Annotated in this window: 16 protein-coding genes and 1 pseudogene; 12 read left to right on the top strand and 5 right to left on the bottom strand. The window is 37.3% G+C overall.

Features of this window, described 5'->3' with window-relative positions:
- Positions 1 to 165: 165 nt before the first annotated feature.
- The 7 genes and pseudogenes from VYJ22_RS10225 to VYJ22_RS10200 all read left to right on the top strand — a co-directional run bounded on the left by VYJ22_RS10225 (position 166) and on the right by VYJ22_RS10200 (position 8,364).
- Entirely contained in the window at positions 166 to 1,401 is a 1,236-nt protein-coding gene (locus VYJ22_RS10225) for a PDZ domain-containing protein (RefSeq protein WP_329903944.1), read from the top strand.
- A gap of 677 nt (positions 1,402 to 2,078) precedes the next feature.
- Positions 2,079 to 3,386 carry an IS5 family transposase gene (locus VYJ22_RS10220; RefSeq protein ID WP_329903943.1) on the top strand — a complete coding sequence of 436 codons (1,308 nt, stop codon included), beginning with the start codon at positions 2,079 to 2,081 and terminating at the stop codon, positions 3,384 to 3,386.
- A 657-nt stretch (positions 3,387 to 4,043) separates the two neighbouring features.
- Positions 4,044 to 4,211: pseudogene (locus VYJ22_RS10215) on the top strand (Arm DNA-binding domain-containing protein); the annotation flags it as partial.
- A 787-nt stretch (positions 4,212 to 4,998) separates the two neighbouring features.
- Positions 4,999 to 6,741, top strand: a complete 1,743-nt coding sequence (gene vsr, locus VYJ22_RS10210) for a DNA mismatch endonuclease Vsr (RefSeq protein ID WP_329903941.1) — start codon at positions 4,999 to 5,001, stop codon at positions 6,739 to 6,741.
- Entirely contained in the window at positions 6,722 to 7,810 is a 1,089-nt protein-coding gene (locus tag VYJ22_RS10205; protein WP_329903939.1) for an HpaII family restriction endonuclease, read from the top strand. Before vsr ends, VYJ22_RS10205 begins: the two co-directional genes overlap by 20 nt.
- A 9-nt stretch (positions 7,811 to 7,819) precedes the next feature.
- Positions 7,820 to 7,981 (top strand): AAA family ATPase, encoded by a 162-nt coding sequence (locus VYJ22_RS11650; RefSeq protein ID WP_407989477.1) that lies wholly within the window; start codon positions 7,820 to 7,822, stop codon positions 7,979 to 7,981.
- 197 nt (positions 7,982 to 8,178) lie between these two features.
- On the top strand, positions 8,179 to 8,364 hold the full coding sequence (locus VYJ22_RS10200) for a hypothetical protein (RefSeq protein WP_407988940.1): 186 nt from the start codon (positions 8,179 to 8,181) through the stop codon (positions 8,362 to 8,364).
- A gap of 123 nt (positions 8,365 to 8,487) precedes the next feature.
- On the opposite strand, the gene VYJ22_RS10195 is transcribed toward VYJ22_RS10200, so the two are convergent.
- The 3 genes from VYJ22_RS10195 to VYJ22_RS10185 all read right to left on the bottom strand — a co-directional run bounded on the left by VYJ22_RS10195 (position 8,488) and on the right by VYJ22_RS10185 (position 12,837).
- Positions 8,488 to 10,464 (bottom strand): TonB-dependent receptor plug domain-containing protein, encoded by a 1,977-nt coding sequence (locus VYJ22_RS10195; protein ID WP_329903938.1) that lies wholly within the window; start codon positions 10,462 to 10,464, stop codon positions 8,488 to 8,490.
- Between the two features lie 76 nt (positions 10,465 to 10,540).
- Positions 10,541 to 11,236, bottom strand: a complete 696-nt coding sequence (locus VYJ22_RS10190) for an HmuY family protein (protein WP_329903936.1) — start codon at positions 11,234 to 11,236, stop codon at positions 10,541 to 10,543.
- 293 nt (positions 11,237 to 11,529) lie between these two features.
- Positions 11,530 to 12,837, bottom strand: coding sequence for an IS5 family transposase (locus VYJ22_RS10185; protein ID WP_329903935.1), 1,308 nt, complete (start codon positions 12,835 to 12,837; stop codon positions 11,530 to 11,532).
- Between the two features lie 218 nt (positions 12,838 to 13,055).
- Here VYJ22_RS10185 and VYJ22_RS10180 point away from each other — a divergent pair, with 218 nt between their 5' ends.
- From VYJ22_RS10180 to VYJ22_RS10160, 5 genes are all read left to right on the top strand, one after another.
- Positions 13,056 to 16,361, top strand: a complete 3,306-nt coding sequence (locus tag VYJ22_RS10180; protein ID WP_329903934.1) for a SusC/RagA family TonB-linked outer membrane protein — start codon at positions 13,056 to 13,058, stop codon at positions 16,359 to 16,361.
- A gap of 16 nt (positions 16,362 to 16,377) precedes the next feature.
- On the top strand, positions 16,378 to 17,787 hold the full coding sequence (locus tag VYJ22_RS10175) for a RagB/SusD family nutrient uptake outer membrane protein (RefSeq protein ID WP_329903932.1): 1,410 nt from the start codon (positions 16,378 to 16,380) through the stop codon (positions 17,785 to 17,787).
- A gap of 51 nt (positions 17,788 to 17,838) precedes the next feature.
- On the top strand, positions 17,839 to 19,011 hold the full coding sequence (locus VYJ22_RS10170; RefSeq protein WP_329903931.1) for a TlpA disulfide reductase family protein: 1,173 nt from the start codon (positions 17,839 to 17,841) through the stop codon (positions 19,009 to 19,011).
- 482 nt (positions 19,012 to 19,493) lie between these two features.
- Positions 19,494 to 20,873, top strand: coding sequence for a TlpA family protein disulfide reductase (locus VYJ22_RS10165; RefSeq protein WP_329903930.1), 1,380 nt, complete (start codon positions 19,494 to 19,496; stop codon positions 20,871 to 20,873).
- Between the two features lie 132 nt (positions 20,874 to 21,005).
- A complete protein-coding gene (locus tag VYJ22_RS10160) occupies positions 21,006 to 21,131 on the top strand; it encodes a hypothetical protein (protein WP_329903929.1) in 126 nt (41 codons plus the stop codon).
- 345 nt (positions 21,132 to 21,476) lie between these two features.
- On the opposite strand, the gene pgl is transcribed toward VYJ22_RS10160, so the two are convergent.
- Together pgl and zwf are read right to left on the bottom strand one after the other, a co-directional pair.
- Complete coding sequence (gene pgl, locus VYJ22_RS10155) at positions 21,477 to 22,187, bottom strand: 6-phosphogluconolactonase (RefSeq protein ID WP_329903927.1); 711 nt, start codon at positions 22,185 to 22,187, stop codon at positions 21,477 to 21,479.
- A complete protein-coding gene (zwf, locus tag VYJ22_RS10150; RefSeq protein WP_329903925.1) occupies positions 22,184 to 23,767 on the bottom strand; it encodes a glucose-6-phosphate dehydrogenase in 1,584 nt (527 codons plus the stop codon). Before zwf ends, pgl begins: the two co-directional genes overlap by 4 nt.
- Positions 23,768 to 23,771: the final 4 nt, after the last annotated feature.

The raw sequence follows: 23,771 nt of genomic DNA, 5'->3' as shown, positions 1-23,771 counted from the left end.
TATGCTCAATTATATGATTGTCAAAGAAGGTTTTATTTCCTTTTCTATTATATCTTTGTTCCCTATATCTCGTGGAAGCTTTGTGATTAGCTTGATAATAAGCACGAAAGCGATTTTCAGGAGTGTACTTCTCTTAACTTAAACACGTTTAATGCTTAATAAAAAATGAGAAAGAATATCATGTTTTATATAGCTGCCTTATCAGCTGTATTATTTGCTATCGCAACTCCCTTGTCCTCTCAGCAACAGGAGATCAAAATCCCTTTAATAATGGATGGAAGTATTTCTTTGATCCGTGTAAAGGTCAATTCTCAGAAGGATCCTGTCTATTTTATGTTTGATACAGGTTCCGAGGTCACAACCATAAGTAAAGGTTATTCTCAAAAAGCCGCATTGATCTTTGATAAGAAGAATACAGTGATAGGGGTAAGAGGAGAGCAAGAGTTTGCAACATCATCTTCCAACACACTATCTTTATTATCTCAAAATACTGACGAAGTTGTTGTTTTAAAGGATATTGCTTTGACTCAAATGGATTTCCAAACATATACGGTATCGCCGTCAGGACTACCCATAAGCGGTATTATTGGAGCGCAGATTATAAAGAATTACAGTACGGAAGTAGACTATGATCAAAATATCATTACTTTAAGAAGGCTCGGGTCAAAAGTCCCGGCAAAGTATAATAATTCAAGCCTTTCAATCAGGCATACCGGTGATTACTTCCCTCGCATCCCTATTGACATAACTCTCCGAGATGGAAGTAAGATTGCCGGAGAAGCTTACTTTGATAGCGGAGCTGATTTTTGTTTTATGGTCAATGCCTTGTATGCCCAACGTAATGATGTATTGAACAAATCAGGATTTTATTTACAGCGTACCAGTTATGGCGTTGATGATCAAGGCTACAATTATGTTGTCAGAGCACAAAGTGCTGTTATCAATAAGGTCAAGATGCCAAGTTTTACTTTAGATATATCTTCAAGTTCCACGGGAGTTGGTGCAGAGGAAGGTTCACTCGGACTTATTGGTTTTGGATTCATTAAGAGGTTCAATTTTATTATTGACATGTCTTTGGAAAAGCTTTATCTCATTCCCAATAAGAGGATGTCAGAGCCTATGTGGTTTCCGGTAGGAGGGCCTGTTATCGCTAAAAAAGCATCTGCCAATGGAGTGCAAGTGTTTTATGTACAGGATATTAGTTTGCCGGGTGATGCTGTAGCAAAATGTGCTTTGCGAAAAGATGATGAAGTAATTTCGTTTCAAGGCAAACCTGTAACATCAGAAGAGGATTTGATGAATGTTATTTTCGGAGCTGCTCCCGGAGACAAATTTACTTTTGTTATACGCCGTGACGGTAAAGAAATGCCTGTTGAATTTGTTTCAGAGGCCATTTTGTAAACATACGGTATTTCGTTCTGATACGATTAATTGACCTCTTTTTATCGTATCTGGATTTATTGCTACACACTCTAAAACTTGAAATATTACATGCTTTTGTTTTCATAGATATAAGTCTTCTTATAATAGTAGATAAATATCATATGAATGATAGCTTTTCGATAATAATTTACCGGAGGTAATTGCTTTCTGATAAAGCTAAAATCTCATCATAGCTCTTGACAAAGGGGGGTGCATTGTTGTATCTTTGTGATCGTAGGATTCACTTTTATATTTAAATTTTACTCAAATATACAATTAATAAGACTCAATATGCTACTAATAATCATACTCCGCTCTATGTACACATTGGTAATAGCGAATTGCTGGGAAGGGAATTATACAAGCGATAACTTTAATGCTGTTTCAAATTGTCAGAATCGGATGTATTAATAGAAGTGTCAAAATGTCAATCATGAGCTAATCATACTAAGATGTAGCTCGAAAGATCCGCAAATGGGATATACCTGCCCCATTTGCGGGTCTTTTCGTTTCTGTGTATCGGAGATATAAAAACCTAACTAGTCGCCCCTTAAAATCGTATTTATTTTCTGATATACAGTAAATTACACTCTTCTGTTCTTTGATAAATCTGCAAGTTTTTGTATCTTTGGATGTAGAAACTTGCAGATTTTTTTATGATACGCCCTACTCAAACAGTTCGATCACTGTTCTCTTCGCTGGACGATTTGCTCAACCAGCAACATCCTCTGTATAAACTTTCCCATAAAATCGATTGGAAAAGGTTCGAAGAGGCTTTTTCTTCCTTGTATTGCCCAGACAATGGTCGTCCCGGCAAGCCTATTCGTTTAATGTGTGGTCTTTTAATTCTCAAGCATTTGCGCAATATTTCAGATGAATCTGTTGTAGAACAATGGAGTGAGAACGCTTATTTTCAATATTTTTGTGGCATGCAGGAGTTTACACCCTCCTTTCCCTGCAATGCCTCGGAACTGGTTCACTTCCGCAAACGTATCGGCGAAAAAGGGATAGAGCTTATTCTTGCAGAAAGTATTCGTGTGAATGATGACAAAACTGAGAATGATCACCACGATACCGCTTTTATAGACTCCACCGTGCAGGAAAAGAATGTGACTTATCCTACAGATGCCAAGTTGCATAAGAAGATAGTAGGCAAGGTTCTCAAAATCTCAAGGGCTCTCAAACTTCCCATTCGTCAAAGCTATACTTTCGTATTGAAAAGAATTTATCGGGATCAACGTTTTCGTAACCATTCCAAGAACCGTAAGAAAGCTCTTAAAGCGGATAAACGGTTACGAACAATAACGGGACGTTTGGTTCGGGAACTTAAACGAAACCTGGGTAGTAACAGGGAGTACGACAAACTCATTTCCCTCTTTGAAAGGATTCTTTTGCAACGGCGTAATTCCACTCAAAAGATTTATTCTCTTCATGAACCGGATGTTCAATGCATCAGTAAAGGTAAGGAGCACAAAAAATATGAGTTTGGAAACAAAGTCTCGATTATACGCTCCATGACGGGAGTGATTTTGGGAGCCTCTTCTTTCCGTAATGAGTACGACGGACATACCATAGAGCAAAGCCTCGATCAGGTGAAGAGACTCACGGGAGAAAGGATTAAGAAACTGGCCGGAGATAGAGGTTACCGTGGGAAAAAAGAAATAAACGGTACGCAAATATTGATTCCTGACACTCCAAAAGCAAAAGACAGTTATTATCAACGTAAAAAGAAGCATCGACTTTTCTGCAAGCGTGCAGGAATAGAACCAACTATCGGACATTTGAAGTCAGATTATCGCTTGGGACGTAACTTTTACAAAGGGCTCTTCGGGGATGCTATCAATGTAATGTTAGCTGCTGCGGCATATAACTTCAAAAGAGCCATGAAACTTCTTTTGTACCTAATAAACAAAATCAGCGAAACACTCCCAAGGGAGAGGTTTTCGCTGAAATGTGCTTTTTAAGGAACGACTAACTACAATGCAATTTTTTTCTAACTGCGTTTTATTATTTTTCTAACTAAGCCACTCTACTTTTGTAGTTAAGAAAAAAGCAAAGCTTAACTAAGAAAAAATCATGACGTAGCTATAAAAATACGGGAGGGTACAGGATGGCATGTACGCATGCTTCTTGTGTGAATTTCAGATGTCTTATGGATTAAATATGTTTGTTTTTGGTGTCATTATGATGTTGTATGCCCGTTTTATGTGTAATTATGATAATTTACATATTTGTCACAAATGGCTGTCAAATGTAACAAAGTGTCATTCACGAATGATTTGGATCTCTCATAATATCAAGCAAGCTGTATGTATACCGTTTTCCCACATGAATAATTCCTCCCAAAGCACTATATTTCACATCCAAGCAAATAAACATTCAATCCGTTGTAGTTGAGTATTCCGCATTCTCCTGAAACATTGTCAAAGTACTGAATACAGCGAAATTAAGCAGACTTTCCGTTACCAAAACGTTACCCCGATAGTTACCAAAAACAACGAAGGTAACCTGAAGCGGAATAATGATGTGTGGAAAGGATCTTTTCGCTGATACACTGTGTTTTGCAAAGCAAAGAACGATTTGTAAACAAGTAATTTTATAACATTTTAAAAAAAAGTCGTATGAAGACACAAAAATTCAAGGTTTTACTCTACCTGAAAAAAAGCAGTCCCGACAAATTGGGAAAAATGCCCATAATGGGACGAGTTACCGTAGGGCGGACAATGGCACAATTCAGTTGCAAACTGTCGTGCAAACCCACGCTATGGAATACACGAGAGAGCCGACTGTGGAATACCTAACTTTATCTGGATACTAAGTTGAGCAGCAAAAGAATTAACTTTACACAATGGGAATAAAATATTATGACAAGGCATTTAAGGGACAAGCCGTCTGCTTAAGCAAAGAGCGAGGATGCGTTAATGCAGTTGCACGAGAGTTGGGTATCTCCAGTAGCCAACTGAGTAAATAAATTAAAGATTTTGATGCCTTTGGCAATCATAGCTTTCCGGGTTGAGGTATTGAGCGTTTAACAGAAGAGCAGAGAGAGAGCAAAGAACTACGCAAGCAATTAAAGGATACTAAATACGGTTATAGATCTGTATGATCGCAAAATAGTAGGATATAGCCAAAGTACAATATTAAAGACGGTAGATACGGTGATACCAGCTCTGAATATGGCTATAAAGAGATGTCTCAATCGAAGATCTACCTATGAACTCTTATTCCACTCAGACAGAGGTGTTCAGTACACTTGTACCGACTTTACTTCTCTGTTGAACAAGTATAAGATGATTAGAAGCAGCTTCATTCCTGCTCAACAAATGAGACCGGAGGTGTTTAGATATATTGAATGTTGGTATAATAAAAGAAGAAGGCGTTCTGCTCTTGGAAATAGACCATAGATGAGTTTTACAAGAAACTAAAGAATAACAAACAAAAATTATTAACTGCTTCTTAACTTTTTTCCCAGTTTTGGTTGGGTAGTCCAATCTGCCAACTATAGATATCTGTTGAATTGAAATGAGTACCTTTGCAAATTAGATTTGGTATATACTGTTTCTAAAAACAAAACCAATGAACCACCTGACAAAAGAACAACGCCATAAGAATATGGCAGCAAATAAGGGTAAAGGCACCAAACTGGAACTTCTATTTGGTAAATTGCTCTGGAATGCAGGAGTAAGGTATCGCAAAAATGACACATCCGTATTTGGCAAACCGGATTTTGTAATCAAAGGTCATAAAATTGCGATATTTTGCGATGGTGAGTTTTGGCATGGAAGAAACTGGAAGATGAGGAAGAATGACCATAAAAGTAACTGTGAGTTTTGGCACTCTAAAATCCAAAGAAATATCGAGCGAGATAAAGAGGTGAATGCGGAATTGCAGAGACAGGGTTGGAAAGTATTCCGATTCTGGGAGACAGACATAACCAAAGCACCAGATAAATGCTTAAATAGAATTTTGAATTATATGAATATAGATACTAAGACTTCCGAAAAAATTGCCATTACAAAAATGTGTGGCGGTAATAAGGTCGTTATGCAAATGTATGGTCCTCATTCTTTGAATGAAGATGGAACTGTTATGGCGTTTGATGAACAAATGGCAATAGTTTCTCATTATCTGCATAACCAAGGATATAAATATGCAAAGCCGTATGAAGCTAAAGCCGAGGGATTGATCGAGGATGTATATAATATTCATAACAAGCAGGTTGAAGGAAAGTGTGTTTCGGATGTTTGTGTGCAGTATTCTCTATTCTCGGATTTGTTTTCTGTTCCATTCTTACCTATAGACAATCCTAAATTTACCTTTATAGATTTGTTTGCAGGAATTGGTGGATTTAGGATGGCAATGCAAAATCTTGGAGGAAAATGTGTGTTTTCCTCCGAATGGGACGCACAGGCTCAAAAAACATATTTATTAAATTATGGGGAAGTGCCGTTTGGCGATATTACAAAAGAAGCCACTAAATCATTTATCCCTGATGATTTTGATATGTTGTGTGCCGGATTTCCTTGTCAGGCGTTTTCATTGGCAGGAAAGCGGCTCGGCTTTGAGGAAACCAGAGGTACATTGTTTTTTGATGTAGCGGAAATCATACGTCGAAAGCGTCCAAAGGTATTCTTTTTAGAAAATGTCAAAGGGTTGCTTATTCATGACAAAGGAAAAACAATCCAAACGATATTAAAAGTTTTAAGGGAGGATTTGGATTATTATGTTCCAGAACCCCAAATTGTAAATGCAATGAATTTTGGAGTCCCGCAACACCGTGAAAGAGTATATATCGTGGGATTTAGGAAAGACCAAAATGTCAATGAATTTGCATATCCGGTTCCAACTGATACAACCAAAACATTCGCAGATATAAAAGAAGAAAGGACTGTTTCAGCAAAATACTATTTATCCACCCAATATATAAAGACCCTTGTGGCTCATAAAGAAAGACATGCTGCAAAAGGTAATGGTTTCGGATATGAAATAATACCAGATAATGGTGTTGCAAACGCTATTGTAGTGGGAGGTATGGGACGAGAACGCAATCTTGTAATTGATGATCGTCTTGAAGATTTCACACCTGTTACTAATATCAAAGGCGAAATAAATCGAGATGGTTTGCGCAGAATGACCCCACGAGAATGGGCACGTTTGCAAGGTTTCCCGGATGATTTCATAATTGGGGTAGCAGACGCATCTGCTTATAAGCAATTTGGAAATTCTGTCGCAGTCCCGGCTATTCAAGCAACGGCACAGGAAGTAATTAAAAGAATCAATCTCTCAAAATTTAAGAAGTATGGCACTGACAGGAAATAAAGGAGAATGGAGTGAAATATACACTCTGCTCAAATTATTAGGCGAGGGTAAGGTTTATGCCGGAGACCAGAACTTGAACAAAATTCAGAATTTGTTCTATCCAATTATCATGATTCTTCGCCAAGAAAAAGAGGGTAATTTCAACTATGAACTGCGATATAAAGATGTGGTTATTCAAACTCCAGAGGGGGAAGAACTACTGCGTATTTCTGCATCTGTATTCTTGACGGAAGCGGAGAATTTGTTGAAAGCCATCAATGAAAACGATGGAGCTTTTGCCATTCCTCAAATCGAAGCTTTCATGAATAGCATTTATTGTCATTCTTTGAAAGCAAAATCTGCTGATAAAACAGATATACGAATCATTTTGCACGACCGTAGGACCAAAATAAAATCCGAAATGGGGTTCAGTATAAAATCTCAGCTCGGAGGAGATTCGACATTATTAAATGCTAGTAAAGCCACTAATTTTAATTTTAAGATTCATGGTGCCACCCTTTCTGATGAAGATATTGCCTATGTTAATTCTTTGAATCCTAAACGAAATAAAGTTATAGATAGGGTCAATGCAATTAAAAAGAAAGGTGGCAAATTGGTATTTGATAAAGTTGACAATCAAATATTCCGCAATAATCTTGTTATGCTTGATGGAGATCTGCCGTCCATAATTGCCAATTTGCTTTTAGAACAATTGAATAGTGGTATATCCACATTGAAAGAATTGGCAGAACAGATTACAGAAATTAATCCTCTGGGGTATGATACAGGGCAGGCATCGCCTTTTTATGCTTATAAAATCAAACATCTTTTGACTTCAGCAGCGTTAGGAATGATGCCGGCTACTGCTTGGAGCGGAAAGTTTGATGCAAACGGAGGATATTTGGTCGTAAAGAAAGATGGAGAAATCCTTTGCTATCATTTCTATGACCGTAATCGTTTTGAAGATTACCTATTCTCTAATGCGTATTTGGAGCGTTCAAGTATTACTCGTCATAAATATGCTTCAGCCATCAAAGAAGACGATGGTACACTGTCATTCAAACTCAATTTTCAAGTTAGATTAAAGTAATACTATGAAATTAAAGACGATATACTTAAAAAAATCAGATGCTATAAAGATGAAGTTAGCATTGAATTTGACGACTTGACAACATTTGTCGATAAAAACGATATTGGTAAGTCTACTGTATTGGAAGGCTTAGAAATACCCGTTGGCGGAATTAAATTAGTGTGTATTTAACTTGTCCAATAGGTTTGTTGTTGGTTTAATTAACGTGAGTTCGATATAAAGGATATAAGGGAATAATAGGGATAATAGAGTTTACAAGGTGTTGTAAATCAGAGTAATTCCTTATGTATTTCATTGCAAAAGTGGTGAATTATTTGCGTCTTAGTAATTGACAGTCAATAAGATATAAACAAGCAAAACACCACTTTATGAAAACAAATATAGTTGAAATTTTCTGTTTTGCCGATGATTTTTCCAAACTTTTCGATACATTGATTCAGCAAAGAACCATTTCCGAAGGAAACAAAAAGAGAAGAAATCGTAAGTTTAACGTGAATTCGGAGCTTGTTTTATTTATAGACTTCGTCTATTTGAATATACATTTCATTGGATAGCAATAGACCTCGGATACAACTCCTTTATAATATTTTCTCAAACAATTTATTCTTGTGTGAGAGAATAAAAAAATACATTGCAGATCCATTTACTGACTCTACAATGTATTCCATATAAAAAAATTAATAGTTGAGACTTATGGATGCAAAGTAGCTTCGTCCTGGAGAGAGGGAAGAGCTGATATTTATTCTGTCAGATACATGGTCGAAAAGATTATCAGAACCAATACTTACTTTTACTCTATTTTTCCATTGTCCTGAAAGCGTAAAGCGAGAAATACAGTAGCCCTTGTAGGTAACTTCAGTATAGTTATCTGTATTTTGATTATAAATGTTGGATGTAAACTTACTGCTGTAACGATTGTTTAGATTAGCTGATAGTGTATAGTTTGAGAATTTGTAATCATATGATAGTGTCCCTGTCAGGTTATGAGGTCTAGTAGAACTCACGGGAGACGTACGTCCATCCTTACCTTTGACAGTTTGTTTGTCATGAACATAGGCATAATCCATGTCTATACCTAAACCAAAGGGAAGTTTCCACCTAATCATAGCTTGTGCACACCATAATTCGGTCGGTTTATCACCATTAACATATCTCATGATACTACCATTACTCTCGCTACGCATATAAATTCTGTCTGAAATACGGTTGTAATAGCCAATTAAAGTTATATTTAAATTCTTGTATTGATATTCCGGAGAGAGGGCGATCATACGACTTTTTTCTGGATTTAGATCTTTGTTGCCCAAAATCTGAAACATTCCTCTGTGATCCCAATCCATATACAACTCTTTTAGCGAGGGTGATCTGAATCCTTCAGAGTATGATAGGCGCACACGCCAGTTATCGGCTTTGTAAAGCATAGATAGGCGGGGAGTAAGATGCCCGCCGAATCGAGAATGAATATCTTCTCTGGCTCCTAAGATAAGGGATAAATTGGGCAAAACTTTCCAATCGCATTGAGCATACAAAGTGTATATTCCTGCATGATATCTGGTGTCAGAACTTTTGAATCTATCACTTCTCAGGCTTTCGTTAACGGACTCAAAGCCGGCATTGAAGTGTATTTTACTATTTTCGTCTCCTCCTCTGTTGTATTGCAGACGTGTGGTGTGGGTCAGAAGTAGAAATATTGGTTCTATATTATCCTTCGTCGCAGTATAGTAGTAGGTAGACCTATCATAGCCTTCGAGGTTGTAGCTCAAATTGAAACTATTGGATTCGTTGGCAACGAACCCGATGCGCGTGCCGGCAGTATAACCATCATATAAGTATCTGATCTTGTCATCCCAGTCTTGATTGCGGCGGTTGTAGTCGCCGTATAAGTTTATGTCCCATTTCTTATCGTGAGAGCGATAGGAAAGCTTTTCACTTATATTCCATGTTCTACTTCCCGGTATAGGTAATTTCTTATCTTCTCCATCGGGGAGGTCATAGCCTTTTATTCCTTTCCATCCTGCCGAGGTAAGAGAGCTGAAAGCTCGATGTTTGAGAGCCAATGATCCATGATAACGTTGCATTCCTTCGGAAGCCCAATCTGCCGTGGTTGATATCTGTAAAGGTTTATCAACATTACGAGTTATAAAGTTAATAACACCACCTATGGCATTTGAACCGTAGATTGCAGAGGCGGCACCTCGTATGATTTCCACACGTTCGATATTGGCTACATCCAATCTATTGAGATCCACTATGCTATTTCCTTCGGAAGAAACTCTTTCTCCATCTATTAAAAATAAGATATAATCAGCCGAAAGGCCTTGTATTGACATGCGGTATTGAGCTCCGTGCATTGATACCTGCGTTCCGGGAATACTCATTTGTAGGATATCCGTTACAGATCGGGGATGAAGTCGCTCAATATCCTTATGACTGATCACTTGTGTGATGATGGGTAGATTTTTGAGTGCGCGCGGAGTTTGTGTACCTGTTACTACCACCTCATCTATTTTATAACTTCTACTACAGGTGGTGTCATCAGGAGTCAATGACGATGGCAATTTATGAATCTTACCTTGTGCCATTGCAAAAGAAGAAACTGTCGCACATAAGATTCCTAATTGGGAAAGGGATATGAGTAGATTTCTTATTTTCATATAAAAAAGTGAGCCATCTTCTTAATATAATAATTACACTAAGGAAGATGGCCGGATATATTAATTGTTAAGGTTTTTAGTTTATCGGATATACATACTGCATCGTAATATGCCCTGTCTTAGCCTTCTCATCACGATATTCCGTGATCTTTATTTTGGCATATTTGCCATCGGCACATCTTATGACAAACACTTTGCCCGATAAGTGTACTTGGGGAGGCATACCCACTGATACTATAGCCCCTTCGTGCGATACTTCCATCTCGGGCTGCTTTGTTACTTCATTTATGATAGGTTTGCCATTTACCATCTTAGGCTTTTTTTGTGTAGTCAATATTTTGTTGATAGGTAGCATACCATATTCTACAGTATGCCCGGCTCCCATACCCCCATATTTGGTAACGAGTTTTGCTATCTCATCTGTTTTGAATTTAGATTCTTGCGGAATGACTATTTTTTCTGAGATTTCTTTAGATCCGCTTTCTGCAGCAGCTCCTTGGCCCTTGCCAGATAGTCCTCCATTGGTACGAAAGTCATATCTATGAAACCCTAAATCCCAATCTGTATTTTCGCCGGCATTGCTTGGCTGTACGAGTTCCCCTTTTGCAAACGAAAAATATTTAAAAGAGGAATAATCAGAAGCATCAATTTTAATAGTTTTTACTATATCCTTTCCTGCTGGTGTAGGACTTGGCTCATTATTTTTGCCACATGACGATACCAATAGAGCTATACCCGTAAAAATAGCTAATAGATAAGATGATTTTTTCATTTTGATTTCAGATAATTTAATAGGGTTATAAAACGTCCTTGATTTTTTTGTGAAAGTATACATTGATTCCTTACTGTTAAATACCCATTTGGAGTGATTTTTGTATCATTTATACCTGAGATATGCTAAGTCAGTCATACTCGTTTTTACCAATACGGACGTAATTTACGTTTGTAAAGTGTCAAAAATACATAAAAAGCCCCCTTGTAGTAGATAAAACTTGATTAATCTCTGTTGTTTCTTTCACAAAGTTGCTATATTTGTTTCCACCCTAATATATAGATAGTCGTTCCTTAAAAAGCACATTTCAGCGAAACACTCCCAATGGAGAGGTTTTCGCTGATTTTGTTTATTAGGTACAAAAGAAGTTTCATGGCTCTTTTGAAGTTATATGCCGCAGCAGCTAACATTACATTGATAGCATCCCCGAAGAGCCCTTTGTAAAAGTTACGTCCCAAGCGATAATCTGACTTCAAATGTCCGATAGTTGGTTCTATTGCTGCACGCTTGCAGAAAAGTCGATGCTTCTTTTTACGTTGATAATAACTGTCTTTTGCTTTTGGAGTGTCAGGAATCAATATTTGCGTACCGTTTATTTCTTTTTTCCCACGGTAACCTCTATCTCCCGCCAGTTTCTTAATCCTTTCTCCCGTGAGTCTCTTGACCTGATCGAGGCTTTGCTCTATGGTATGTCCGTCGTACTCATTACGGAAAGAAGAGGCTCCCAAAATCACTCCCGTCATGGAGCGTATAATCGAGACTTTATTTCCAAACTCATATTTTTTGTGCTCCTTACCTTTACTGATGCATTGAACATCCGGTTCATGAAGAGAATAAATCTTTTGAGTGGAATTACGCCGTTGCAAAAGAATCCTTTCAAAGAGGGAAATGAGTTTGTCGTACGCCCTGTTACTACCCAGGTTTCGTTTAAGTTCCCGAACCAAACGTCCGGCTATTGTTCGTAACCGCTTATCCGCTTTAAGAGCTTTCTTACGGTTCTTGGAATGGTTACGAAAACGTTGATCCCGATAAATTCTTTTCAATACGAAAGTATAGCTTTGACGAATGGGCAGATTGAGAGCCCTTGCGATTTTGAGAACCTTGCCTACTATCTTCTTATGCAACTTGGCATCTGTAGGATAAGTCACATTCTTTTCCTGCACGGTGGAGTCTATAAAAGCGGTATCGTGGTGATCATTCTCAGTTTTGTCATCATTCACACGAATACTTTCTGCAAGAATAAGCTCTATCCCTTTTTCGCCGATACGTTTGCGGAAGTGAACCAGTTCCGAGGCATTGCAGGGAAAGGAGGGTGTAAACTCCTGCATGCCACAAAAATATTGAAAATAAGCGTTCTCACTCCATTGTTCTACAACAGATTCATCTGAAATATTGCGCAAATGCTTGAGAATTAAAAGACCACACATTAAACGAATAGGCTTGCCGGGACGACCATTGTCTGGGCAATACAAGGAAGAAAAAGCCTCTTCGAACCTTTTCCAATCGATTTTATGGGAAAGTTTATACAGAGGATGTTGCTGGTTGAGCAAATCGTCCAGCGAAGAGAACAGTGATCGAACTGTTTGAGTAGGGCGTATCATAAAAAAATCTGCAAGTTTCTACATCCAAAGATACAAAAACTTGCAGATTTATCAAAGAACAGAAGAGTGTAATTTACTGTATATCAGAAAATAAATACGATTTTAAGGGACGACTAGATAGAGTTTTTACTATATTATAGATAGAATTTTCACAATAGATAGAGAGTAGTTGCCAAGTAGAAGTATGCATACTACTCGTTTTTTCAAAAAATAAACTTATGAGAAACATTAATCCTTATTGCATCAAGCGATTTGATCTCTTTAACCGCAGCCACGGTCTTGTGTTTTTGGCATTATTATTAGTTGTGGTAGCTATTCCTGTAAGATTATCTGCCACTGAAGTGTCCGGCTTGTACGCCCTTATACCAAAAGATCACGGCCTTCCACAAAATCCTCAAGGACGAAAAATTACCGGTGTTGTAACTGACGAAAATGGAGATAAAGTTATTGGCGCATCTGTTAGAATCAAAGAAACCAACCGTGCTGTGCCAACAGACATTGATGGTAAGTTTGAATTATATCTGACTCCTAAAGAAAAAACGCTGCTCATTTCATGTGTGGGTTCAAAACCCAAAACAGTCATCATCACAAATAAGAATGACTATAGCATTGTATTAGTTTCATCTAATGAAATGTTAGATGAAGTCGTTGTAACCGGATATCAGAAAATATCGAAAGAGAGAGCAACCGGTTCTTATGCGATTGTTACTCCCAAAACATTGAAGATGAAACTTCAGCCTAATATCACATCAAGGCTGGAAGGGCAAGTTCCCGGATTGCTTATAAATGATAAGTATTTACTCATTAGAGGTGTTTCGTCTATTAGGGCCGACAGTAGAGCTCCTTTGATTGTAGTTGACGGTATGCCTATGGCAAGCGAAGACTTGTCTCTCATAAATCCTTCGACAATTGAAAATATTACTGTTCTTAAAGATGCTGCTGCTGCTTCAATATATGGAGCGAGGGCCGCTAATGGTGTTATCGTTGTGAGCACTATCACCGGATCACAGGACGAAAAAGTTCATGTGTCTTATGATGGCACCGTTCGCTTTACCCCCGAGCCTAAATTTGGGTATCTCAATCTTATTGACAGTAAAGATTTGGTTGATTTACAAATGTATGGATTTAAATTTTTACCTGGGAAATATGAGTCGCTTAATCTTCGCTATGGAAGAAATCCTCTGTTACTTTCACTGTATAAGCATAAAAGTAATCTTATTACAGACAAACAACTTGAACAGGAATTGAACACCTATAGGAGTCTGGATAATCGTGATCAGATCAGGAGAGAAACACTCCGAACCGGGATCATGCAACAGCACAATCTTTCTATAACCGGAGGGAATGCTAAACATAGATATGCAGCAACACTTAATTACAATCAAGAATTACCCAATAGTAAGTTCTCCAATAATCAATCATTGGGTTTCTCTGTAAGAAACATGATGGAGTTCTATAAATGGTTTAGAGCTGATTTAAGTGTAAACGGAAATTTTGATAGGCGTTCAGCAGATATAGGTATGGATGATGCTTATTCTCTAATCGTTCGAAACCCTTCGTATTATATGCTCAGAGATGGTGAAAACAATCCTATGGAAATGCCCTCAAAGAAGTCCGATTCAGAGCTTGAACGCCTAATAAAACTTGGCTTGCGCAATGAGCATTATTATCCTCTTTTGAATAAGTCAAAAGAAACCTCTTTGGATAGAAATAATTATTACAGAGTTAATGCGGGATTATTCTTTGATATAATTAAAGGGTTAAACTTTGAATTACGTTATCAGTTAGAGACCTCCAGCTCAAAGGATAAGAAACTATATGACAAAGATTCATATATGGTCAATAACATGATCAATGATGCGACTACTTTCGATAAAGAAAAAAACAAGTATATATTGAATATCCCGGAAGGTGGTCAATTGCATGAAATCAGAAGTGATTTTTCGGCCTATACTTTACGTGCTCAAGTCAATTATAATAATACCTTTGACAAACACGTTATTACGGCTTTAGCTGGAGCTGAAAGGCGTAGAATACTTACTACATCATCAAATCTATACTTATTGGGGTATGATGATGACAATTTGGCAAGTAAACCTTACAATGGTATTGATTTAAGTGTCCTTAGAAAAACTGAAGCCGTTTCCGGGGAATTTTCTTTTGATATGTTGAGTAACAATAGAGTAGGTCATCTTGAAGATCGATTTGTTTCTTTTTATGGAAATGCTTCTTATAGTTATGATAATAAGTATAGCTTGACAGGAAGTATTCGTATTGACCAGTCTAACCTATTCGGTACTGATCCTAAGTTCCAATACCGACCTTTATGGTCATTGGGCGGGAGTTGGAATATTACCAACGAGGATTTTATGAAGGGTACAGAATTCTTGGATCGCCTTGTGTTGCGAACAACTTATGGTATTGGTGGGAATGTTCCTAAAGGGGCAGGCCCGTTTCTAACCTTTAGAGGTCCCTCATATGGTCCTATGACAGATGCTTTTTACATGGTGATTGATAATCCACCTAACCCTACTCTTCGATGGGAAAAAACAGCAACAACTAATTTGGGGTTGGATTTTTCTTTCTTCAAGTCGCGTATTAGCGGAAGTTTTGATTATTACTATAAATATTCAACAGATTTGTTGGGCAATCGAGAAGCGGATCCCACACTTGGCTGGGATAAATTACCTCTTAACTATGGTAAGATGTCTAATTCCGGAATTGAGTTTTCATTGAATACTATCAATTTTGATTGCTCAGATTTTTACTGGGGTTCAAGGCTTAATCTAAGTTATAATAAGAATAAGCTGTTGGATGTGCAAAATGCCAATAAAATAGTCTTCAGCTATGCAGCAACTCCTACAGAGGTTACAGGCTATCCGGTTGGTAGTATTTTCAGTTTTCGTTATGCAGGCCTAAGTGCTGAAGATGGCTCTCCCTTGGCGTATACTAAGGATGGGGAAAAAGTTGACTATATCACTTCTGTAGATGACTTGGTGTATTCAGGAACAACAATTCCACCATGGACCGGTAGTTTTTTCAATGATTTCCGTTATAAAGAATGGGGATTATCTTTCTCTTTTATGTTCTATGGAGGGCATGTTTTACGTAATCCTGTTGCTCCCTATCTAAGTAATGGCCCTTCGGCTAATCTAACAAAAGATGTCTTAAATATGTGGAAGCAGCCTGGTGATGAAAAGAACCCGGATGCGTTTCCCGGAATAAAAGGAGCATATATTTCACAAGAAGCCTCATTGATGTGGAGCAGTGCTGACAAACATGTTGTGAAAGGTGACTATATAAGATTAAGAGATATTACATTGTCTTACTCCTTGCCAAATCAATTGATCAGTAATTGGGGAATTGGAGGTATGACTATTAGATTCCAAATTGATAATCCATTTAAGTGGGTTAGAAATAAAAAGGGCCTGGATCCGGAAGCATATTCTTATTCTGGTGGAGATTCACGAAGAACATTGCCTGTCTCACCGAGATATTCGTTTGGCGTATCAGTAAACTTGTAATTTAAGCACACTCATTATGACTAAAATAATTAATTATTGTATCACCGGAGGGGTAGCAATATTGACATTATTCATTACATCTTCATGTGATAAATTTCTTGATATTAAACCTAAAGGAATTACTATTCCTAAATACATTCAAGAGTACGAACAATTACTCAATAACCCTGACTTGACTAAGGCCTCTGATTGCTATCCTTCTTACATGACGGATGATGCTTTTCTTCCGGAAAAAGGAGAGGGGAATGTTCCTGCTCTCAATTCTTTGGAAAAGAATGTTACAAACCTATATACATTCAAATCCGAGACCTTTGGACCTTCCGAGGAGGATCCTATATGGAACCTTTCCTATAATCGATTGTATAATTACAATGTTGTGATTGAAAATATAATGAACTCCAAAGATGGGACTGAAAAAGAAAAACTCTCTATAAAGGCTGAAGCTTTGATGGGGCGTGCTTTTGAATATCTTACTTTGGTCAATGCTTATGCCAAGCATTATAACCCCCAAACAGCAGATAAGGATCCGGGTGTACCTTTGATACTTGACACTGATGTCACCAAGGGTAATCTTACCAGAGCTTCTGTAAAGGATGTTTATATTCAGATAGAAAAGGATATGAAAGAAGCTCTAAAGTATTTACCTGAAACGCCTAAAGGTAATGTATTTAGGGCATCTATGCCGGTAGGTGATGGAATATTTTCCCGTATGTATCTGTACATGGGAAATTATACAGAAGCTTTAAAGTATGCTAATAAATCACTGGAAAAAAACTCTTTCTTATTGGATATCAAGAAATATGATGTCGTTAACCCTACCGCAGCAATAGGGCGGTTGGATATTCCTGAGGATAGAGATAATAAAGAGAACATATTTATTAGATTAGCTCCTTATATCTTTGGCTTAAGTGGTTATATATGTGCATCGGAGGACTTGATTAACATTTACGATAAGGATAATGATAAAAGATTTCTTCTTTATTTTTCAAATAAGCCATTTAATGTTCCTGCAAAATATTATGTGTGGTTGCCTTATCTTAGTCTTAATACTTCAATAGCAACACCTGAGATCTATCTTATTGCTGCAGAATGCGAGGCTCGCATCGGATCGAAGGAAAGAGCTCTGGAACTAATCAACAAGCTTCGGGACAATCGTATTCTCAATAATAAACCTCTTACTGCGAATACAAATGAGGAAGCCTTAAAACTTGTTCTAGATGAACGCAGACGAGAGTTGGTGATGAATGGCTGCTTTCGACTCATAGACCTTAAGAGACTGAACAATGATCCTAAGTTTGCGAAAACAATAGTTCACAAAGTTGGTTCTAAAGAATATAAATTAGAACCCAACTCCCCTAAATATATTTTCCCTATTCCGATTAAAGTGTTAAACTTTAATAAGAATATGAAGCCTAATGAAAGGTAAGGATAACACACTTAAAGGATTTAGATAAATATTCAATAATATTTAATTATAATGAAGAAATTAATTTTAGTTTTGTGCCCACTATTATTCTTAGTGGCATCATGTACACAAAAGGCTCCGGATAAGCTTATTCTGAAAGGAGAGGTCAAAGGCTTTGATATATCAAAATTGTATGTATGCAGAGTCCTTACCGACTATAATCTACCATATCAGGCCATTGACTCGATAGATGTAATTAACGGCACTTTTGAATATCATAATGACACCATTCCCACCGAATTATATGGTCTGGCATTCAAGGGCGAGTATTCACCTTATGATAATGTTATTTATTGTTTCTTGGGTAAAGGAAATATGACGATTAAGATTGATAAAGATCAATTTGGCAATCCTAAAGCCACGGAAGTTACCGGTCTTCCTATCCAAGATGAATATATGAGTTTTATTCACAGTAAAGATAGTATCATGAATAAACCTCTTTTAGATTCTTTAGATAATATCTTTTTTGAAGCGAAGAAGCGTCAAGATACTATTACGATGATGAGAATCAAGGAGGAGAGTGCTCCTTATTATGACAAAGCAATGACTGATGCTAATAAATGGGCTTTAGAAACAGCTCTAAATGACAGAAAAGATTTATTTGGACTTTTCCTTGCTTATTCATACAAGTTTCCGACCAAGAGCTTTAACTCTATGGAGGCTATAAATAACGCCAAGAAATATATAGACTCTTTTGATAAAGAAGCAAAGGAAAGTTCTTACTATAAGAAACTCGTGGAGGCTCTTGAAGCCTCCGCTGTTAGTGCTGTTGGTCAAGTTGCTCCTGATATCAAAGGTACGACTCCTGATGAAAAAGAAGTTAAACTTAGTGATTTCAAAGGCAAGTATGTATTGATTGATTTTTGGTCAAGCTACTGCACATGGTGTAGGGCAGAATCGCCCAATATACTAAGAACATATAAGGAGTTTAAAGACAAAAATTTTGTCGTGCTTAGTGTATCTTCTGATCATGAAAAAGATGCTTGGCTTGAGGCAATTAAGCACGATGGAATGATTTGGGATAATATATTACTGTCAGCAGAAGAAAAAAGCAATATCTTTAAACAGTATAATATTCAAGGTATTCCAGAAATCATTTTGCTGGATCCTGAGGGTAAAATATTAGCAAAATCACTTCGTGGAGAAGATCTCTATAATGCTGTGCGTGATGCGGTGAATAAATAATGTGTTTGATACTGTGACTCCATAAATATCCGGCGTATTTATAAGGTATTTCGGATTTTCCAAAATCCCTACTTTTTTGACAAGATAATCAAGGAGTAGGGATTTTCACATTCAATAGAGAGTTTATTGATAGAGCTATTCTTACATTACATCAGATTTTTCTAAAGTCTCTGTCTCTTAAGGATGCTACTATTTTAGTCTTGATTACAATATATTGGAGCATTTAAACGTATATACATAATAGAAATATAAACTGAATTTATGACGATATAAGTTTAATAACTTCTCCACAGAGAATCCTGTTACTATTACTAATGAACTTTCAATATAAAAATTGAATCTTATATAGACTATTATTTAAAAGGGAATAAATTTCATAACCAATATAATAGCTATTACCACATCTTATGGAGAATAAGTAAAGACGCTATGAACTTACTTTTTGTTTCTTTATGGATAATTAAAATATACAATAAATACATATGATTAACAATATTGTTAAAAAAACACTATTGCTGATGTGCATATCAGTAATAGTATTACTGCCGGGACATTGTCAGAGTAAAACACCCGAAGCCATTATAAGTGGCAAACTTCAGGGCTTTGGCAAAATACCACTGCTTATGCCTATCAATGACCTCAGTAAGTTTGAATTAAATGATAGTGAAAAAATAGCTATAGAAGTGGATGATAATGGTAATTTCACATTAAAAGTTCCACTAAAGCACCCTGCTTACTTCCGTTTGGGCAGAAATATTCTTTATCTTAGTCCTAATGATAATTTACAAATTGAAGTTAATTATGAAGATCCTGCTGTAGGAGTATTCAAAGGAAAAGGAAGTGAAGCTAATGATTACTTAAAGGCAACTCCTTTTCCTAAAGCAGGCTCTTTCTTATTTGGAGGAATCAATATCCAAAAAGATCTACCATCAACATTGGAGTATGTATTGCAGCAAGGGAAGAATAGAGAACAAGATTTGCTTGCTCGTAAAAATCTGTCGAAAGAGTTTATAGACATGGAGAAAGCTCGTATTAAAGCAGATATTGTGAATAGCTTGGGAGACAATTTACTTGCTTATTATTTTTATAAGACCGGTAAGCCTGAGTCTGAAATTCCAAAGATGAGAGAGGAAATCGCAAAATTATCTGATCATACAATAAACACCTATGTCAAAGATTTCGCTAACTCAAAATACTTACAATTAGAAGTCTATCAAGATATAGTCCCTCTTATTATAAAGGGAAATCAAGCAGGTAATCCAGAGGTGAAAACTCTAACCCAGTGGTACAAAGCTTCTGAAATATTTTATGATTTGACCGGCTTTGATAATAAAGCTGATGTGAAAAAGTATGGTCAAGATAAATTTAAACAAATAACGTCTGATAAATATCGCAAGACTCTGGAGAAAGTATATGAGAATCTTGTTGCGTTTGGAGATGGTGATAATGCGTTGAACTTTACGGCAATGGATATTAATGGCAAGGAACAACGTCTTGATCAGTTTAAAGGTAAAGTTATTTTTGTCGATATGTGGGCTACATGGTGTGGTCCTTGTATGAAAGAAATGCCCCAATTTGAGAAGTTAAAAGAGCTATATAAAGACAATCAAGATATTGTATTTATCTCTTTATCTATTGATGATAAAATAAATGAATGGAAGCAGAGTGTTGAAAGTCGCAAAGCCGATGGAGAACAGTGGAATATCAACAGAAATAAACTTAAAGACTATAATATTATAGGAGTTCCAAGGGTAGTTATTATAGATAAAAACTTTAAGATTGCGAAGATGAAAGGCCCAATGCCTTCTTCTGATAATATCAAGGAACTGCTTGATGGTATTATTCAAGGTACAGCACAGTAAAAAGAGGCTGTTGCAAAAGTCAACAGTCTCGTGGATTTTGGAGGCAAAGCCGACAAAAGACACTTTGACCGGGCAGAGAGGGTAAAGTGCAAGGCGATAAGAGTGAGTGCGCAGGGAGTTTACTTCAGGTAAATGACCAAGCGCGAATCTCGCAAGCAACGAAGCAATTTGCCTGCTATGCAACGGTCTCAAAAAAATAAATATTTACACGTCCAATATTCCCCAAGGGGTATATTGATCAACTTGATAATAAATTAGCCCTGATTTTTTCAGGGCTAATTTGCATAGTGGGAAATCATTACTAAATATTCTTAGACATTTATTCAGATATACTTATTTTGATACCTGACGATATAATTATAGCTTGAAATTCTGATACGACAAGTCAACCGTTTTATCGTATCAAGTCGAACGTTTCGTCGTATCAGGACAATCGTTTTGATACGACAAAACTTTTGTCCTGATATATCAGGTATTTCCGGTTATTTGGTAACGCTTATAGATGGAAAATTAAAGGATTTACTTTTATTACAAAAGTCAGTCCTTATTCTTTGTGAGTGTAAAAAACTTAGGAACTATGTCATGATGGCAGTAGTATAAGGTTTATCCTACAGCTATGTCTGTGTATATTTCTAAGTCTTTTGCCTTGTACATAATATTCGCAGCCGGATATCGATCCGTGCTTGTAGGATCCGATAATACTTGCATTAGAAGATCTTTTTTTTCATTTCCGGTAATCATAAATATAATCTTATTAGAGTTAAGAATAGCCTCTCCGGTAAGTCCTATTCTACTTTGTCCACTTTGCGGATGCCTGCTTATTTCATAGATTTTTTTGCTATTGAGCAGATACATTTGATCCGGAAATATTGATGCGGTGTGACCGTCCTCTCCCATCCCCATGAGGGCAACATCAAAAAGGGTAGATGATTGGCGGTTGGTTTTGCTGTTTGCAAGTACCTCTTCAGAGCATCGCTTTGCTTCTGCGGATATATCCTCTGCTTCCCCTCTGATCCGATGTATATTTTCTATAGGTATAACTATATGTCTTAAGAGTGTTTTTGCCACCATGCCGTAATTGCTTTCGGCGTCATCGGGAGAGACACAACGTTCATCCACCCAAAAAAGGTGAATATTCTCCCACCGGATATTATTTTTAAAGGGAGCTGTTGACAGTATCTCAAAAAGGAGTTTTGGGGTTGAGCCTCCGGAAATAGCTATACGTGTCACTCCTTGGTGTGACATCTTTAAAAATACTTCTTGTGCTATGTTGAGAGCAACTTCCTTCTTGTTTATAAAATGTTTTACTATCATAATTCGCAGTATAAATCTGAGTTAGTCAGGTTCTTGCAGGGATTTGTCCATTCGTGCACTTTGCCTTCTTCAATGATATGACTGCTTTCCGGAGGGCCCCATGTACCTGCGGGATATCCATATAGGGGGATCTTCTTATTCTTGCTCCATTCTTGCAAAATGGGGTCAAAGAAATTCCAGCTTGTTTCTACCGCATCACTCCGGGTAAATAGTGTAGGATCTCCAAGCATGCAGTCTTCAAGTAATTTTGAGTATGCGTCACCGGAGGGTACTCCACCAAGCTGATCGTAGGTAAAGTCCATAGACACCTTTTTTACCTCGAATCCCGATCCCGGCACTTTTACGGCAAACTTGAGTACTATACCTTCATTGGGTTGAAGTCTTATAATAAGTTGGTTAGATACTGCGCTTCCATCTTTGAGCCCGAATACAAGGTGCGGAGTCTGTTTGAAGTGTATTACTATTTCCGATACTTTGGTAGGCATCATTTTGCCTGTGCGGATGTAAAAGGGAACGCCCTGCCATCTCCAATTGTCAATGAAGAGTTTCATTGCCAAGAATGTCTCTGTGCGGCTTTTGTCCGACACTTTATCCTCTTCCCGATAGCCTTTGTGTTGTTCATTTTTCCATTTGGAAGCAGTGTATTGTCCTCTTACCACATCTTTACTAATGTCATCCGGTGTTAACGACCTAAAAGATTGATACACTTTCACGACTTCATTTCGAAAAAGTTCTTCATTAAACTGTACCGGCGGCTCCATTGCCGTGAGTGCTACCAATTGTGAAAGATGATTTTGTACCATGTCTCTCATCGCCCCCGTTTGGTCATAAAATCCTCCTCGGCTTTCTACTCCCATATTTTCTACTGCCGTAATCTCCACTCTTTCGATATAATTTCTATTCCATAGAGGTTCAAAGATGCCATTGGCAAACCTCAAAGCCATGATATTTTGGACTGTTTCTTTGCCTAAAAAGTGGTCTATACGATAAAGCTGATTTTCATTGAATGCACTTTTATAGATCTTGTTGAGTTCAAGAGCTGACTTAAGATCATGACCGAAAGGTTTTTCAATGACAATACGCCGGATACTTTCGCATGTTTTCTTTCTGCCGGACTTTGTTTTCTCTGTCGAGGTACATTTGTTGAGACCTATAGCTTTGAGGTGCTTGGGTATTACACCGTAAAGCGATGGAGGGGTTGCCAGATAAAAGATATAATTTGCCGGATTATCAATCTTCTTGTCAAGCATATCAAGAGATGTCTGCAAGCGATTGTATTGAGAAAGATCGGAAGGATCCATCTCCAGATATTCAATGTGCCGTAGAAACTCCTTGGCAGTCTTGGCTTGATACTCTTTTTTGTCAAGGTAAGTCTTGAGACCTTCATCAAGATGCAGGATGAACTTTTCTTGTTCAAATGCTGAGCGCCCCAATCCAAGGATACTAAATCTCTCAGGCATTTTGCCGTTTTTATAGAGTTGGTATAACGAAGGTATCAGTTTCCTTTTCGTAAGATCACCTGAGCCTCCGAAAATAACCAATACCAAACTTTCGGGCATTTTAAATGTCGATTGCTGCATGATT

This window comes from Porphyromonas pogonae, assembly GCF_036320655.1.
GTDB classification, from domain to species: domain Bacteria; phylum Bacteroidota; class Bacteroidia; order Bacteroidales; family Porphyromonadaceae; genus Porphyromonas; species Porphyromonas pogonae.
This window is presented reverse-complemented; position numbering and strand designations above follow the sequence as displayed.